General features: G+C 65.0%; 11 protein-coding genes. 5 read left to right on the top strand and 6 right to left on the bottom strand.

The features are described from left to right. Positions 1-70 precede the first annotated feature (70 nt). Positions 71-442: an AtpZ/AtpI family protein gene (locus ACVIHF_RS31290; protein WP_028338953.1), complete on the bottom strand. Its 372-nt coding sequence runs from the start codon at positions 440-442 to the stop codon at positions 71-73. 274 nt (positions 443-716) lie between these two features. Between ACVIHF_RS31290 and ACVIHF_RS31285 the strand changes: the two genes are divergently transcribed. The 3 genes from ACVIHF_RS31285 to ACVIHF_RS31275 all read left to right on the top strand — a co-directional run bounded on the left by ACVIHF_RS31285 (position 717) and on the right by ACVIHF_RS31275 (position 2,531). Further along, positions 717-1,340, top strand: coding sequence for a 2-hydroxychromene-2-carboxylate isomerase (locus tag ACVIHF_RS31285; protein WP_092080173.1), 624 nt, complete (start codon positions 717-719; stop codon positions 1,338-1,340). A gap of 30 nt (positions 1,341-1,370) precedes the next feature. Then, a complete protein-coding gene (locus ACVIHF_RS31280; protein WP_456793054.1) occupies positions 1,371-1,895 on the top strand; it encodes a hypothetical protein in 525 nt (174 codons plus the stop codon). A gap of 162 nt (positions 1,896-2,057) precedes the next feature. Further along, on the top strand, positions 2,058-2,531 hold the full coding sequence (locus tag ACVIHF_RS31275) for a secondary thiamine-phosphate synthase enzyme YjbQ (protein ID WP_253638526.1): 474 nt from the start codon (positions 2,058-2,060) through the stop codon (positions 2,529-2,531). A gap of 97 nt (positions 2,532-2,628) precedes the next feature. Here ACVIHF_RS31275 and ACVIHF_RS31270 read toward each other — a convergent pair whose 3' ends face one another. Next, positions 2,629-4,293, bottom strand: a complete 1,665-nt coding sequence (locus ACVIHF_RS31270; protein WP_038384431.1) for an MFS transporter — start codon at positions 4,291-4,293, stop codon at positions 2,629-2,631. A gap of 316 nt (positions 4,294-4,609) precedes the next feature. Here ACVIHF_RS31270 and ACVIHF_RS31265 point away from each other — a divergent pair, with 316 nt between their 5' ends. Both ACVIHF_RS31265 and ACVIHF_RS31260 read left to right on the top strand, forming a co-directional pair. After that, positions 4,610-5,284 carry a response regulator gene (locus tag ACVIHF_RS31265; RefSeq protein ID WP_057019436.1) on the top strand — a complete coding sequence of 225 codons (675 nt, stop codon included), beginning with the start codon at positions 4,610-4,612 and terminating at the stop codon, positions 5,282-5,284. Positions 5,285-5,470: 186 nt separating this feature from the next. Beyond that, positions 5,471-6,649, top strand: a complete 1,179-nt coding sequence (locus tag ACVIHF_RS31260; RefSeq protein ID WP_456793053.1) for a YncE family protein — start codon at positions 5,471-5,473, stop codon at positions 6,647-6,649. Positions 6,650-6,834: 185 nt separating this feature from the next. Here the strand turns inward: ACVIHF_RS31260 and ACVIHF_RS31255 are convergent, their stop codons facing one another. The 4 genes from ACVIHF_RS31255 to ACVIHF_RS31240 all read right to left on the bottom strand — a co-directional run bounded on the left by ACVIHF_RS31255 (position 6,835) and on the right by ACVIHF_RS31240 (position 15,300). After that, a complete protein-coding gene (locus ACVIHF_RS31255) occupies positions 6,835-10,344 on the bottom strand; it encodes a PAS domain-containing hybrid sensor histidine kinase/response regulator (protein WP_310883236.1) in 3,510 nt (1,169 codons plus the stop codon). A 116-nt stretch (positions 10,345-10,460) separates the two neighbouring features. Continuing rightward, positions 10,461-11,690, bottom strand: a complete 1,230-nt coding sequence (hemA, locus tag ACVIHF_RS31250) for a 5-aminolevulinate synthase (RefSeq protein WP_057019433.1) — start codon at positions 11,688-11,690, stop codon at positions 10,461-10,463. 183 nt (positions 11,691-11,873) lie between these two features. Then, positions 11,874-12,938 (bottom strand): MBL fold metallo-hydrolase, encoded by a 1,065-nt coding sequence (locus ACVIHF_RS31245; RefSeq protein WP_456793052.1) that lies wholly within the window; start codon positions 12,936-12,938, stop codon positions 11,874-11,876. Between the two features lie 217 nt (positions 12,939-13,155). Continuing rightward, positions 13,156-15,300, bottom strand: coding sequence for a methyl-accepting chemotaxis protein (locus ACVIHF_RS31240; RefSeq protein WP_456793051.1), 2,145 nt, complete (start codon positions 15,298-15,300; stop codon positions 13,156-13,158). Between the last annotated feature and the right edge of the window lie 178 nt (positions 15,301-15,478).

Here is a 15,478-nt window from a genome sequence, read left to right as displayed (position 1 = left end):
GCGCGGCTCTTGGTCCACCGGCTATCGTGCCGGTAATCGAATTTCAAATGTCGTGACTTCCCGCCAGCGCTCAGCGCTTGCCCGAGGCCACGCCCGCGGACCTCACCACGTTGACCACCCCGGCGACGAAGCCGAGCAGCGTTAACACGATGAAGCCGAATGGCGACGTCGACAGCAAACGGTCGAACCCCCAGCCAATCGCCGCTCCGACGGCAACGCCCGCGATCAGCTCCGAGGAAAGACGAAAACCGAGCGCCATAGCCGAAGCTCTGGCCGCACTGTCCCCGCTTTCATTACCGGATTGATCAGTCTTGCTCCTGCGGCTGTCGCGAATTTCTGACAACCGATGATCGAGACTTCCGAGCCTTGCGGAAAGCGCAGCTTCGTCAGGAGGCGATTGATCGCGACTTCCATTTGCGCCGTCGTTGGTGTTCTCAGCCATGCTGGAAACACTAACCGATGCCGCGGATGATGGAAATTGCGCCCGTCCCCGTCAAAAGCCGCGCGGACCATACTTACCGCGTCTAATCAAGTCAAGATTGCGTCGTAACCAGTTATTGCTTTGATTCTGCTGGTTTTATTTGGAGATATTCAAGGTCAGAGTGACGCAGTGATCGCAGTGCAACAGCTTGCGTGGCATTGAGCGATATTGCGTGGCTATTCCCGCTCTGCTGGGATCGCCGAAAGTCCCGTCCTCTCACGCAGTCAGGTTCCGCATGTCGCGCCAGATCGATTACTACTTCTCGCTGCAATCCCCCTGGGCCTATATCGGCCACAAGCCCTTCGTTCGACTCGTAAGCACTTACGATCTCAAGGTAAATTACCGGCCTGTGCTGCTGGTCGATCTGTTCTCCGAGACCGGCGGACTGCCGCTCGCCAAGCGCCATCCGGTGCGGCAGCGCTATCGGATGATCGAGTTGCAGCGCTGGCGCGACAAGCGCGGGCTGAATTTTCATCTGCAGCCGGCCAACTGGCCGTTCAACGGGCGCCTTGCCGATGGCGTGGTGATCGCGATGCTCGAGGCCGGCCTCGACCCCGAGCCGTTCCTGCAACGGGCCTATCCCGCGGTGTGGGAGCAGCAGCTTAATCTTGCTGATCCTGCGACGCTGGTGAAGCTCGCCGACGATGCCGGTTTGCCCGGCCGGCAGCTGGTGGAGCGCTCCGGCACTGAAGCGATCAGCGCGGCCTATGAGCAGAATCGCCAGAATGCATTGGACGCCGACGTGTTCGGCTCGCCCGGATATGTGCTCGATGGCGAGGTGTTCTGGGGCCAGGACCGGATCGAATTGCTTGAAGACGCGTTGAAGTCGGGCCGCAAGCCCTATAGCTCTGTGGTCTAGGGCAGGAATCAGGTTGAGGCGGAGCAAGCCATGCCCATCGCGATGTCGCCGTCGAAATTGTCCATCGCAATTGCTGCTATCCTGATCGCAAGCGGCGGCGCGGCGATCGCGCAAACCGCGCCGGACACCGAAAATGGCCGCTACGCCTTATCACCCGCCGGCGATGGTTTCCTGCGGCTCGACACGCGCACCGGCGCGGTGTCGACCTGCACCAATTCCAGCGCCGGCTGGGCCTGTTACATGGTGCCGGACGAACGGGCGGCGCTGGACGCCGAGGTCGGGCGCCTGCAAGCCGACAATGACAGGCTCAAGGGTGAGCTCGCCGCGCGCGCACCGTCCGCCAAGACCGACGAAGCGTTGCCGAAATCCGATCAGCTGAAGAAGCCGGAGCCCAAGAGCGAGCCCAAGGTCGCCGAGGGCGAGCGCAAGATCGAGATCCCGCTGCCGAGCGACCGCGACATGGATCGCATGATGTCGTTCCTGGAACGGGCCTGGCGGCGGCTGATCGAGATGGCCAACCGCGTGCAGCGCGACGTCAATGGCGGCAAGATTTGATGTTGTGCTGGCGCTGTCTCTCCAGCGTCGTCCCGGCGAAAGCCGGGACCCATACGCCGTAGCCTCTCGATTTCGACGACTCGGAGTTGATATCTCGCGTAACCAATGAACATCGGTGGTTATGGGTCCCGGCTTTCGCCGGGACGACGGTCTAGAGGTAAGATGAGTTCATCGAAGCAAATGTCGCACTCGGCGCCATCCTCCGTCGCGGCAACCAGCATCGTGTCGTCGCGCCTGGCGGTCGAAACGTCGGGCGCCGGCTTTACCGACATCACGCGCGAGGTCGCCAAATTCCTGCGCGAGGCGCGTGCCGGCGAGGGTGCGGTCACGCTGTTCATCCGCCACACCTCGGCCTCGCTGACAATCCAGGAGAATGCCGATCCGACCGTGCTGGTCGATCTGAAGACGGCGCTCGACCGCGCAGCGCCCGAAGACGGCGGCTGGCGTCACGACACCGAAGGCCCTGACGACATGCCGGCGCACATCAAGACCATGCTGACGGCGACCTCGCTGCAGGTCCCCGTGCTCGACGGCGAGATGGCGCTCGGCACCTGGCAGGGCATCTATCTGATCGAGCATCGCGCCCGTCCGCACCGGCGCGAGATCGTGCTGCAATTCATCGGCGCCACGCGCTGACGCGCGCGACCTGTCTTTCAAGACGTGGCCTCCAAATGACATCGGCCGCGGATCGCTCCGCGGCCGATGCAGTTTGATTTGATCGCGATGTCGACGGTCAGGTCTTGGTGATGTCGACGTCCTTGGTTTCCGGAATGAACAGCGCGCCGACCACGACGGTGATTGCGGCGAAGATGACCGGATACCAGAGACCGGAGTAGATATCGCCGGTCGAGGCGGTGATCGCGAACGCGGTCGCCGGGAGCAGGCCGCCGAACCAGCCGTTGCCGATATGATAGGGCAGCGACATCGAGGTGTAGCGGATGCGGGTCGGGAACAGTTCGACCAGCATGGCGGCGATCGGGCCGTAGACCATGGTGACATAGAGCACCAGGATGAACAGCAGGCCGATGACCGAGGCCACCTGCGGACGGAAGACATCGAACGGGTGCGACATCTTCACGATGCCGGCGTCACCCGGCTTCGGGTAGCCCGCCGCCTGCACCGCCGCGAGGATTGCGGGGTTCGACGTCTTGGCGTCGGTGTACGGCACTTCCTTGTCGTTGATCAGGATCTTTACCGGCGAGCCGGCCGGGCCCGGCACCGTCGAATATTTCACCGACGATTGGGCAAGGAAGGCGCGGGCGGTGTCGCAAGGCGCGCTGAAGACGCGGGTGCCGACCGGGTTGAACAGATCGCCGCAGCCGGCCGGATCCGCAACCACCTGCACCTTGACCGTCTCATAGGCCTTCTCCAGCGCCGGATTGGCGTTGGTCGTGATCATCTTGAAGATCGGGAACAGCGTGAGTGCGCCGATCAGGCAGCCGGCCAGGATGATCGGCTTGCGGCCGATCTTGTCCGACAGCGCGCCGAACACCAGGAAGAAGCCGGTGCCGAGCAACAGAGACCAGGCGATCAGCAGGTTGGCGGTGTAGCCGTCGACCTTCAGGATCGATTGCAGGAAGAACAGCGCGTAGAACTGGCCCGTGTACCAGATCACCGCCTGGCCCATGGTCAGGCCGAGCAGCGCGAGGATCACGATCTTGGCGTTGCTCCAGGTCGCGAAGGCCTCGGTCAGCGGCGCTTTGGAGGTCTTGCCCTCCTCCTTCATCCGCTGGAACACCGGCGATTCGTTCAGCCGCAGCCGGATCCAGACCGAGATGCCGAGCAGCAGCACCGACACCAGGAATGGAATGCGCCAGCCCCAGTCGGCGAAGTCCTTTTCGCCGGTGAGGGTTCGCGTGAACAGGATCACCAGCAGCGACAGGAACAGTCCAAGCGTTGCCGTGGTCTGGATGAACGAGGTGTAGTAGCCGCGCTTGCCGGGCGGGGCATGCTCAGCGACATAGGTCGCGGCACCGCCATATTCGCCGCCGAGCGCGAGGCCCTGCAGCAGACGCAGCGAGATCAGGATGATCGGCGCCGCGATGCCGATGGTCTTGGCGTTGGGCAACAGGCCGACGATGAAGGTCGACAGACCCATGATCAGGATGGTGACGAGGAAGGTGTATTTGCGGCCGACGATGTCGCCGACCCGGCCGAACACGATCGCGCCGAACGGGCGCACCAGGAAGCCCGCGGCGAATGCCAGCAACGCGAAGATGTCGCGGGTCGCCGGCGGATAGTCCGAGAAGAACTGCGCGCCGATGATGCCGGCCAGCGAACCGTAGAGATAGAAGTCGTACCACTCGAACACGGTACCGAGCGACGACGCGAGGATGACGAAACGCTCATCCTTTGTCATGCCGGCGGGCCGCGCCGAAGTTGCAGTCATAGTGGACATCTGGATTGCTCCCCCCGAAATATTGCTGCCATGCTCGCCCCCGGCTGGCGGGTGAGGCCCGAATAGGCCCTCGGCTTGAGATGAAGGTAACATCGCAGTGAAACCCGCCCCAATAAGACTTTTGGCCTTTTCAGGATCGAACCTATCTTCTGAAGGAAGAGCAGGATGGAACGCCTCCGCAGGCGTCTATTGCGGCGCACAAGCTGCGCGGGTTAACCGCGTTGGCATCTGGTATTATCAAGCGCTTGCGTGATACTGCCGCGCGGGCGAAAACCGAGCGACGCGGGTTTGCCTAAAGCCCGCTTGTGGGACTGAGATGACTGCTGCTGCCAATACTCATCTTGTCATCGCCGACGACCATCCGCTGTTCCGCGATGCGTTGCGTCAGGCGGTGTCGAGCGTCGTGAGTTCGGCCACGATCAGCGAGGCCGGATCGTTCGAGGATCTGACCGCGCTGCTGGAACGGGACTCCGAGGTCGACCTGATCCTGCTGGACCTGAGCATGCCGGGGATCAGCGGTTTCTCCGGCCTGATCTATCTGCGGGCGCAGTATCCGGCGATCCCGGTGGTGATCGTATCCGCCAGTGACGATGCCGGGACCATCCGCCGCTCGCTCGACTTTGGCGCTTCCGGTTTCATCCCCAAGCGCTTCGGCGTCGAGACGCTGCGGGATGCCATCATGAAGGTGATGGAGGGCGACGTCTGGGTGCCGCCGGACACCGATCTGTCGGCGGCCGGCGATCCCGACATGACGCGGCTGCGCGACCGGCTGGTGACGCTGACCCCGCAGCAGGTGCGGGTGCTGATGATGCTGTCCGAGGGGCTGCTCAACAAGCAGATCGCCTATGAGCTCGGCGTCTCAGAAGCCACCATCAAGGCCCATGTCTCGGCGATCCTGCAGAAGCTCGGCGTCGAAAGCCGCACCCAAGCCGTGATCGCCGCCGCCAAGATCGCCGGCGGCCAGTGGCGCCAGGGCACGCCGCCGACGTAGTCCCGAGCAACTCCAGCTGTGATCGCCGGGCTCGGGCCACGGCATTGAAAAAAGGGGCGCGAAAGCGCCCGATGGCACGCTTTCGCGAAGCCATCCAGATCCCATTCAAACTGCGCATCGGTCGAAAACCGAGTATCCTGTCCGGCATCGGCCCGTGAGAGGCCGCGTGCTTTTGGGGAGAACGCCATGATTTCCGTCACTCGCGTCGCCGGACTATCTCTGGCTGCGGCAATCCTTCTCGGTACCAGCTCTTTCAATTGCGCTCAGGCCAAGCCCTTCATGATCGTCGGCCTGGACGAGAAGCTGTTGTGGGACGACGACGGCAAGCCGGTGCTGTCAGCGCCCGGCAAGGATCAAGTGCTGATCATCGATCTCGCCGATCCCGAGAACCCGAAGATTGCGGCTTCTCTCCCATTGAAGAACTCGGTAGTCGGCCCCCCGGTCAACGTCGCTATCGATCCGACCGGAACGGTGGCGCTGGTCGCTGATTCGGTCGACGTGGTGAAGGAAGGCGACGCTCTGAAGCAGGTGCCGGATAACAAGATCTATGTGATCGATCTCAAGGCGACCCCGCCCAAGCTGGCAGCGACCATTGCCGGCGGAAAGCAGCCATCAGGGTTGAGCTTCAGTCCCGATGGCAAGATGGCGTTGGTTGCCAACCGCGGGGACAATTCGATCAGCGTGCTTTCGGTCAACGGCACTGACGTCAAGATCACCGACACGATATCGATGCCAGACAGTGTCGCACATGTCGCGTTCGCGCCAGACGGCAAGCACGCGCTGGTCGCGCGTTTTCCCGGGCACAAGATATCGGTGCTCGATATCGCCGGCGACAAAGTCACCTACGCCAAGATAGACCTGCCGGCCGGCCAATGGCCTTACAACGTCGCGGTGACCCCGAACAGCAAGATCGCGTTGACGTCGGACAATGGCAACTCAGGCGCGTCGGACGGCAGCGTCGACACGGCCAGCGTCATCGATCTCGAAGCGAAGCCGCCGCGCATCATCGATCGCGTGGTGGTCGGCGATGGACCGGAGGGGCTTGGCGTCAGTCCGAAGGGGGATCTCGCAGTCTCGGTGATCCTGCGCGGCTCGAACATGAAGAATGCGTTCTTCCATGAGAAGAACGGCAGCGTCTCGGTCCTGAAGATCGACGGCAAGAAAGTGACCAAGACCGGAGATATCGAAGTCGGCGGACTGCCTGAGGCCGCGGTCTTCACGCCTGACGGAAAATACATCCTGGTCGGGAACTACCTCAGCCAGGATTTCTCGATCCTCAAGGTCGACGGAACCAACGTCACCGACACAGGCAAGCGCTTTCAGGTGCCAGGGCACCCGGCGTCGGCCGGAATGGGACCGAACTGAACCGACGCTTGGCGATCTTGCTGGAGCATGTGATTTTCAGTTGAGCCGGCCACTGCGCAGGCTCGCTTCACCTCACGCGCTTGCGGGAGGGAGCGCCGTGTCTTTGCCGTGCCTTCATGATGCGATTCGATCCAGTCGCATCATGATCCAATGCGAGATGCGCGCCCGGATTGCGCCGCCGCGCGCTACTCCGCCGCCACCATCTGCTGGGTGCGCCATTGTCCGAGCAGGGCGCGGAGCGAGGCGGGTTTCACCGGCTTGTTCAGCACCGCGATGTTTTCCTCGCGCGCGGCGGCGCGCACCGCAGGGCTGCGGTCGGCGGTGATCAGGATCGCCGGAATGCCGTCGCCGAAGCGGCGGCGGATCTCGCGGATCGCGGCGACGCCGTTGCCGCGGTCGAGATGGTAGTCGACCAGGACGCCGGTGACGCGGCCACCGGCGGCCTCGATCGCGCTGATCGCGCCGTCGGCGTCGAGCACCGCGATCACCTCGGCGTCCCACGCCGTCAGCAGCGTCTTCATGCCGTCGAGGATGGCGGGATCGTTCTCGATGCAGACAATCAGCGAGCCGCTCATCGGCGTCTTCGACAGGGGCGTGGCGGTGGTGACGGCCGCAGTATGGTTGACCGCGGTCGCGACCGGCACGGTGACCGAGAACGCCGAGCCGCCGCTGACATTGGCCGAGATCGCGATGCGGTGGTTGAGCACCCGCGCCAGCCGCTCGACGATCGACAGGCCGAGGCCGAGGCCGCGGGCGATCCGGGCGCCCTGCTCGAGGCGGTGGAACTCCTTGAAGATCTCGCCGCGCTTCTGCACGGGAATGCCGACGCCGGTGTCGAAGATGCTGATCTGGAGCGTGGTGCCGCGGCGGCGGCAGCCGATCAAGACGCGGCCGCGCGGGGTATATTTGATCGCGTTGGAGATGAAGTTCTGCAGCAGCCGGCGCAGCAGCGAGCGGTCGGATTCGACCGGCAGCGAGCACGGCACGAAGCGCAGGTCGAGGCCCTTGTCGCGGGCGATCGGCATGAACTCGATCTCCAGCGAGCGCATCAGGTCGGCCATCCGGAAGCTCGTGATCGCCGGCGTCATGGCGCCGGCATCGAGCCTGGAAATGTCGAGCAGCGCGCCCAGGATGTCCTCGATCGCCTCGAGCGAGTCGTCGATGTTCTCGACCAGGCGGGAATCCTCGCCGCCGTTCTGGCGCTCGACCAGGCTCGTGACGTAGAGGCGCGCCGCATTGAGCGGCTGCAGGATGTCGTGGCTGGCGGCCGCCAGGAACCGCGTCTTGGAGGCGTTGGCGTCTTCCGCGATGCCCTTGGCGAGCGCGAGCTCCGAGTTCAGCCGCGTCAGCTCCTCGGTGCGGTCGCGCACCCGCTTTTCCAGCGTCGCGTTGGCGCGCTCCAGCGCCTCCGCCGCCTCGAAGCTCGGCGTGACGTCGGAGAAGGTGATGACGAGCCCGCCGCCCGGCATGCGGTTGGCACGCACCTCGATCACCAGATGGCGGTCGGTGAAGCGTTCCAGATAAGGCTCGCCCTCAGTGGTGTAGGCGCGCAGGCGGGCCTGCAGCAGGCTGTCGCCGTCGCCGGACGCAGGCGGACTGATCGCGCCCATGAATTCGAGGATTTCGGACAGCGGGATGCCGAGCTGCACCAGATGCTGCGGCAGCCCCAGCAATTCGGAGAACTGGCGGTTGGAACAGATCAGCTGCAGATCGGCGTCGAACACCGCGATGCCCTGGCGCACGTGATTGAGCGCGGTCTGCAGGATCTCGCGGTTGAAGTGCAGGGCGGCGTGGGAGTCGTCGAGCAGTTTCAGCGCGGCCTTGGCCGACACCGTGCGCCGTTGCAGCAGCAGCGACATCACAAGGCGCGAGGACGCGGCCCCGATCGAGGAGGCGATCAACCGCTCGGCATGCTGCAGCAACTCGAAATCGGCCGGAGCCGACGCCAGCAGCACGATGTTGCGGTCGACGGCGAAGGAGGCGAAGGCCTCGCGGGTGCGGTCGGGGCCGAGATATTGCGTCACCGTGCTCTGGATATCCTCCACCGTCACCGTGGTGCGCCAGCGCCGGAAGCTGGGCGCGATCGGGGCCAGCGCGTTGGGCACGAACACGTCGGCCTGCAACAACTCGATCGAGGACGGCGCGCGCGCCAGCGAGAACAGCACATAGGTGAGGATGTTGAGCGCAAGGCTCCACAGCACGCCGTGCAGCAGCGGCGGCAGGTCGGCGCCGAACAGCGCCTGCGGCCGCAACGCCTCGATCCCGAACGGCCCGTGCTGCAGCAGCATCAGGCCGGCGGTCGAGGTTTCCAGGAAGCTCGGGATGAACAGCGTGTAGAGCCACGTCGCGAAGCCGACCAGCATGCCCGCCATGGCGCCGCGTGCGGTGGCTCTGCGCCAGAACAGGCCGCCGAAGAACGCCGGCGCCAGCTGGGTGATCGCGGCAAACGACAGCAGGCCGATCGCGACCAGCTGGGTGTTGCCGAGCGCGCGATAGTAGAAATACGCCAGCACCATGATGGCGAAGATCGAGAAGCGGCGCGCCTTCAGCAGGAAATCGCCAAAGTCCTTCTGGCCGGCGCTGGCGTCGTCGCTGCGCGGCAATACCAGCGGCAGCACGATGTCGTTGGAGACCATGATCGACAGCGCGACGCATTCGACGATCACCATCGCGGTCGCCGCCGACAGCCCGCCGACGAACACGGCGAGGCTGAGCAATTGCGAATTGCCCTCGATCGGCAGCGCCAGCACGAACATGTCGGCATCGACCGCGCCGAACGGGAAGATGACGAGGCCTGCGATCGCGATCGGAATCACGAACAGGTTGATGGCGATGAGGTAGAGCGGGAACAGCCAGCGCGCCCGGGTGACTTCGGCGGGCGTCGAATTCTCCACCACGCTGACATGGAACTGGCGCGGCAGCAGCATGACCGCGCAGAACGACAGCAGCGTCATGATCAGGAAATTGCCGATCGACGGGACATATTCGATCGCGCGCACCGCCTCCGGCGTCTTCAGGGCGCGCTCGTAGAGCTCGACCGGCGAGAACATCCAGAAGGTGACGAAAGCGCCGGCGGCGATGAAGGCGACCAGCTTGACGATGGACTCGGCCGCTATCGCGAGGATCAGGCCGTGCTGGTGCTCGGTCGCGTCGGTGTGGCGGGTGCCGAACAGCACCGCGAACACCGCCATCGCCAGCGTGACCATCAGCGCGATGTCGCCGATCACGGGGATTTTCGAGAACGCCTGGTCCTCGCTCAGGATGGTCTCCAGCGACGCCGCCACCGCCTTGAGCTGCAGCGCGATGTAGGGCACCGAGCCGATGATCGCGATCAGTGCCACGGTCGCCGCCACCGCCTGGCTCTTGCCGTAGCGCGCGGCGATGAAGTCGGCGATCGAGGTGATGTTCTGCGACTTGGCGAGCGCGATCACCCGACGCAGCAGCGGCGTGCAAAGCCCGACCATCACGATCGGGCCGACATAGATCGCCAGGAAGTCGATGCTGGTGCGGGTGGCAAAGCCCACTGAGCCGAAGAAGGTCCAGGAGGTGCAGTAGATTGCCATCGACAGCGGGTAGATCCACTGGCTGGCGCGGCCGCGCTCGCCCGGCGAGCTGCGGTCGCCGCGGCTGGCAATGAAGAACAACAATCCGATGTAGGCGAACGCCGTGGCGATTACGCCCCAGTCGTGCAGCATCGCTGCTCATCTCCTGTCCCGGCCGCTGGGGAAGGGCCGGTTGTCAGGATTATAACGCAAAGGGCCGGCCGCGCGATGCACGGCCGGCCCAAATTCGGGGTCGGAAACGGATAGGGTTACTCGGCGGCCAGCGACTTCTGGTGCAGGGGCAGGCCGAGCCGGTCCCAGACCTGGAGCAGCGCCTCGGCCAGCGCGTCGATCAGGCCGTCGTCATGGTAGGGCGAGGGCGTGATGCGCAGGCGCTCGGTGCCCTTGGCGACCGTCGGATAGTTGATCGGCTGGATGTAGATGCCGTGGTCCTCGAGCAGCAGGTCGGAGGCCCGCTTGCACTTCTCGGGATCGCCGACGAACAGCGGCACGATATGGGTGTCGCTCGACATGACCGGCAGGCCGGCGGCGGTCAGGATCGCCTTGGTGCGGGCGGCACGGTCCTGGTGGCGCTCGCGCTCCCAGTTCGAGGTCTTCAGGTGCCGGATCGCAGCCGTCGCGGCCGAGCAGATTGCCGGCGGCAGCGCGGTCGTGAAGATGAAGCCCGGCGCATAGGAGCGCACCGCGTCGATGACCTCGGCGCGGCCTGCAATGTAGCCGCCGAGGCAGCCGAAGGCTTTTGCCAGCGTGCCCTCGACGATATCGATCCGGTGCATCACGCCGTCGCGCTCGGCGATGCCGCCGCCACGCGGGCCGTACATGCCGACCGCATGCACTTCGTCGAGATAGGTCATGGCGCCGTATTGCTCGGCGAGATCGCAGATCTTGCCGAGCGGTGCGACGTCGCCGTCCATCGAATAAAGGCTCTCGCAGACGATCAGCTTCGGCCGGTCGGGACCGGCGGCGATCAAGAGCTCCTCGAGATGCGCGACGTCGTTGTGGCGGAATATCTGGCGTTCGCAGCCGGCCTGGCGCACGCCTTCGATCATCGAATTGTGGTTCAGCGCGTCCGACAGGATCAGGCAGTTCGGGATCAGCTTGGCGAGCGTCGAGATGCCGGTCTGGTTCGAGACATAGCCCGAGGTAAACAGCAGCGAGGCTTCCTTGCCGTGGAGGTCGGCGAGTTCCGCCTCGAGCTGCACCAGCGGATGATGGGTGCCCGCGATGTTGCGGGTGCCGCCGGCGCCGGTGCCGACCCGGGTCGCGGTCTCGACCATGGCACCGACCACCTTGGGGTGCTGGCCCATGCCGAGATAGTCGTTGGAGCACCAGATCACGACGTTGCGGCTGCCCTTCGGCGAATGCCAGGTGGCGTGCGGGAAGCGGCCCGCGATCCGTTCGAGGTCGGCGAACACCCGGTAGCGCCGCTCGTCGTGCAGGCGGTTGAGGGCGGTATTGAAGAACTGGCTGTAATCCATCGGCAAACCCAGAAAGCGGAACCTGACCGGAATGACTGCTTCTTCTTAGAGCTTTTCCAGCTCTAATGTCCATGCATTGACCCACATCTGGGCATGCGTCGCAGTTGGGCAAATTGCCCTAGCCGGGGCCGTTCGGCTCGATTTCGGTCAAATCGCCGGGCGCCGCTTGCCGCCCGGCCGGGTTCAGGTGGTCCTGAAGCGCAGCATGCCGTCGGCGTGCATCTCGGCCGTCAGGCGGCCCTCGACCAGCATGTAGTTGACATGGGCGACCAGCTCGCCGGCGGCGAAGCCCATCTGGTGCTCGTCCAGCACGTGCTTGTGGAACACCACGGGCACCAGCTCCTTGGAGGTCTGCGGCACCTCGCGGCAGGCTTCGGCGATCAGCCGGCAGCGCTCCTCATGGTGATCGGCGAGCTGCTTGATCCGGGTCTTCAGCCCGTAGAACGGCACGCCGTGGCCCGGCAGCACCATCACGTCGTAGGGCAGGGTGGTGGTCAGGATTGCCAGCGACGCCAGATATTCGCCGAGCGAATTCTGCTCGGGCTCGACCGCCCAGACGCTGACATTGGGCGAGATCTTGCTCAGCACCTGGTCGGCGGACAGGAACAGCTTGTCGGCCGCGCAATACAGCATCACCTGGTCGAGCGCGTGGCCGCCGCCGGTGATCACCTTGAAGCGCCGCGTGCCGATCACGACCTCATCGCCATGGGTGAGGCGATGATAGGACGGCGGCAGCACCGACACGCGCTTCAGATAGTCCTGGCCACGGCCGAGCAGCTTCTCGGTGAGGTCCTCGTCCATGCCGTGGCGGCGGAAGAACAGCCGCTGCGCGTTGCGTCGCTCCTCGGTGCCGCGGTTCTGGTGATAGACCGACTGCAGATATTCCACCTGCGACATGAACAGCGGACAGCCGAAGCGCTCGGTGATCCAGCCGGCGAGACCGACATGGTCGGGATGCGAATGCGTCACGATCAGGCGGGTGACCTTGACGTGCTTCAGCGGCCCCTCGAACAGCGTGGTCCAGGCCGCGATCGATTCCTCGTTGCCGAAGCCGGCATCCACCATGGTCCAGCCGTCGCCATCGGCGAGCAGATAGATGTTCACATGGTTGAGGCGGAACGGCAGCTTCAGCCGCGCCCACAGCACGCCGGGAGCCACCTCCACGACCTGGTCGTGGCCGGGATGATTCTCCCAGGGGTATCGCAGTGCCTCCGCCGAGGAGTGCACGGGGTCGGTCTTCGTATGCATGCTACCGGCTTAGCGGCACACGGGCCGCCGCGCCAGCCGAAAAATCAGATAGTCGTCCGGAGAATGGGACGGGTAGTCCGAGAATTCCGTAACCCGTATGATATGAACGGGCGCGCGAACAAACTTCCGTCATTCCGGGGCGCCTCGAAGAGGCGAACCCGGAATCTCGAGATTCCGGGTTCGGTCCTGCGGACCGCCCCGGAATGACGATGGCACCTCAGGCCGCGCGGATGTTCGACAGGAAGCCGTCGATCTCCGAGCGCAGCACGTCGGCCTCGCGGCGCAGTGCGTCGGAGGCGCTCAGCACCTCGCCGGCGGCGGTGCCCGCCTCGGCCGAGGCGGTCGAGACGCCGACGATGTTGCTCGACACCTCGCTGGTGCCGCCCGCCGCGTGCTGGATGTTGCGGGCGATCTCGCGGGTCGCCGCGCCCTGCTGCTCGACCGCGGCGGCGATCGCGGTGGTGACGTCGTTGATCTCGCCGATCGTGCTCGAGATGTTGCGGATGGCGGAGACCGCCGTCGTCGTCACCTCCTGCATGCTGACGATCTGCTGGCGGATTTCCTCGGTCGCCTTCGCGGTCTGGCTCGCGAGGTTCTTCACCTCGGAGGCGACCACGGCAAAGCCGCGGCCGGCCTCGCCGGCGCGCGCCGCCTCGATGGTGGCGTTGAGCGCGAGCAGATTGGTTTGCGAGGCGATGGTCTGGATCAGGTCGACCACGACGCTGATGCGTGCGGCATTGTCGGCGAGCCCCTGCATCGTGCTGTCGGTGGCGCTGGCTTCCTCCACCGCCTTGCGGGCGATCTCCGCCGAGGTGACGACCTGGCGGCCGATCTCCTGGATCGAGGACGACAGCTCCTCGGTGCCGGCCGACACCGTCTGCACGTTGACCGAGGTTTCCTCGGCGGCCGACGCGACGGCGTTGACCAGCGCGCTCGACTGGTCCGCGGTCGCCGACATGCTCTGCGCGGTCGACTGCATCGAGTTTGCCGCGGTCTGCAGGCTGTCGAGCGCGCTGCGGACGTTGGATTCGAACGTGACGATCTGCGCTTCCATGCGCGAGGCGCGCTCCGCCTTGGCGCTGCGGTCCTTGTTCTGGTTTTCGGTGAGCTCGCGGCTCTCGACCATGCTCTCGCGGAACACCTGCAGCGCGTCGGCCATGACGGCGATCTCGTCGCGCTGGCGGCTCTGCGGGATCTCGGTGTCGAGGTCGCCGTCGGACAGCAGCTGCATCGAGCGCTGCAGGCCGCGGATGCGGCGCAGGATGTTGCGTCCGACATAGAGCCAGACGAACAGGAACGAGCCGACCAGCGTCAGGGCGCCGAGGCCGATCATCACCATGGTGGCAAGCGAGATCTGCTGCCGCGCCTGGAAGGTCGAACTGTCGGTCTCCTTCTGCACCGCGTCGACCAGCTGCTGGACGCTGATGCCGAGCCCGACATTGAGCTTGCGCGTCTCTTCCAGGATGGTCTGGCCGTAGTCGATCGCGTCGAGCTCCTTCTGGCGAATCTTGAACACGCCGGTCTTGCCTTCGCCGAGCACGAGCAGCCTCGAGGCGGTGTCGCGCACCGCGACGATCGCGAGATTGTTCGGCAGGTCCTCGAGGTTGGACTTGACGCGTTCACGCGCGGCCTTGAACTCGGCCTCGATCGCATCGAGCGTTTCGCTGGAATTGGCCGACAGCGCCGCGGTCATGTCGGCGGCCATCAGATTGCCGGCGGCGAGCACGTTGCTGATCTGGCCGACGGTGCGGGCCGCTTCAGTGGCGTCGTCTGCGGACACCTCGGCCGCGGCGAGGATGGCGTTGAGCCGGGTCTGCGCGTCGAGCATCGCGGGACTTGCGGCGGAGACGAACGCCGCCTGCGCCTTGCGCAGCGCGTTGTACTGCTTGTCGCGCAGCGCGCCGACCTCGAGCCGCTCGCGCGCCGCCGAGATCAGGCTCTTGGTGGCCTCGTCGGTGTTCTTGACGTTCTCCTGCAATGCGCTGACCACGGATTTGTCGGCGCCGAGCTCGATGATCTCGCCAAGCTTGGCGTTGGTGAGCCGTGCGACGTCCTGCACCTTCTTGGTGCGATCGTTCAGCGCGTCGTCGCTCTGCACGGCGAGCAGGCCGGGACCTTGCGCCGCAAGCGAAGCGCTTTGCGCGGCAAGTTGCAGGCTCGCGGCAAGCCGCGGAATGTCGCGGCCGGAGAGATCGGTCATGGTGCCGCCGAGCTGATGCAGCACGATGCCGGCGCCTGCGCTGATCACCAGCGCCATGCCTGCGATCACAGCGAATGCCGCGAACAGGCTGCCCCTGACGCCCATCTGCGGCAGATGGATACGCTTGAGATTTGGTTTGCCGAGCTTGAACCGAAACGCCATTGCCCCTGTGCCCCCTGGCCCACTACGCTTGGCCACTATCCTTGGCCACTACTCTTGGATGTTTCCCCGGCGCGGGAGTATCGGTGCGGCCGGTTAACAAAATCGGGAAAATTGCGACGATCTGCGGGATTTTTCAGGGCTGCCGCGCAGTGGCGACGTCTCGGTTCGCCGTGCGGAA

The sequence above is a fragment of the Bradyrhizobium sp. USDA 4506 genome (assembly GCF_054058795.1).
Note: the sequence above shows the minus strand (reverse complement) of the source record. Positions and strands in the feature narration are given on the sequence as shown.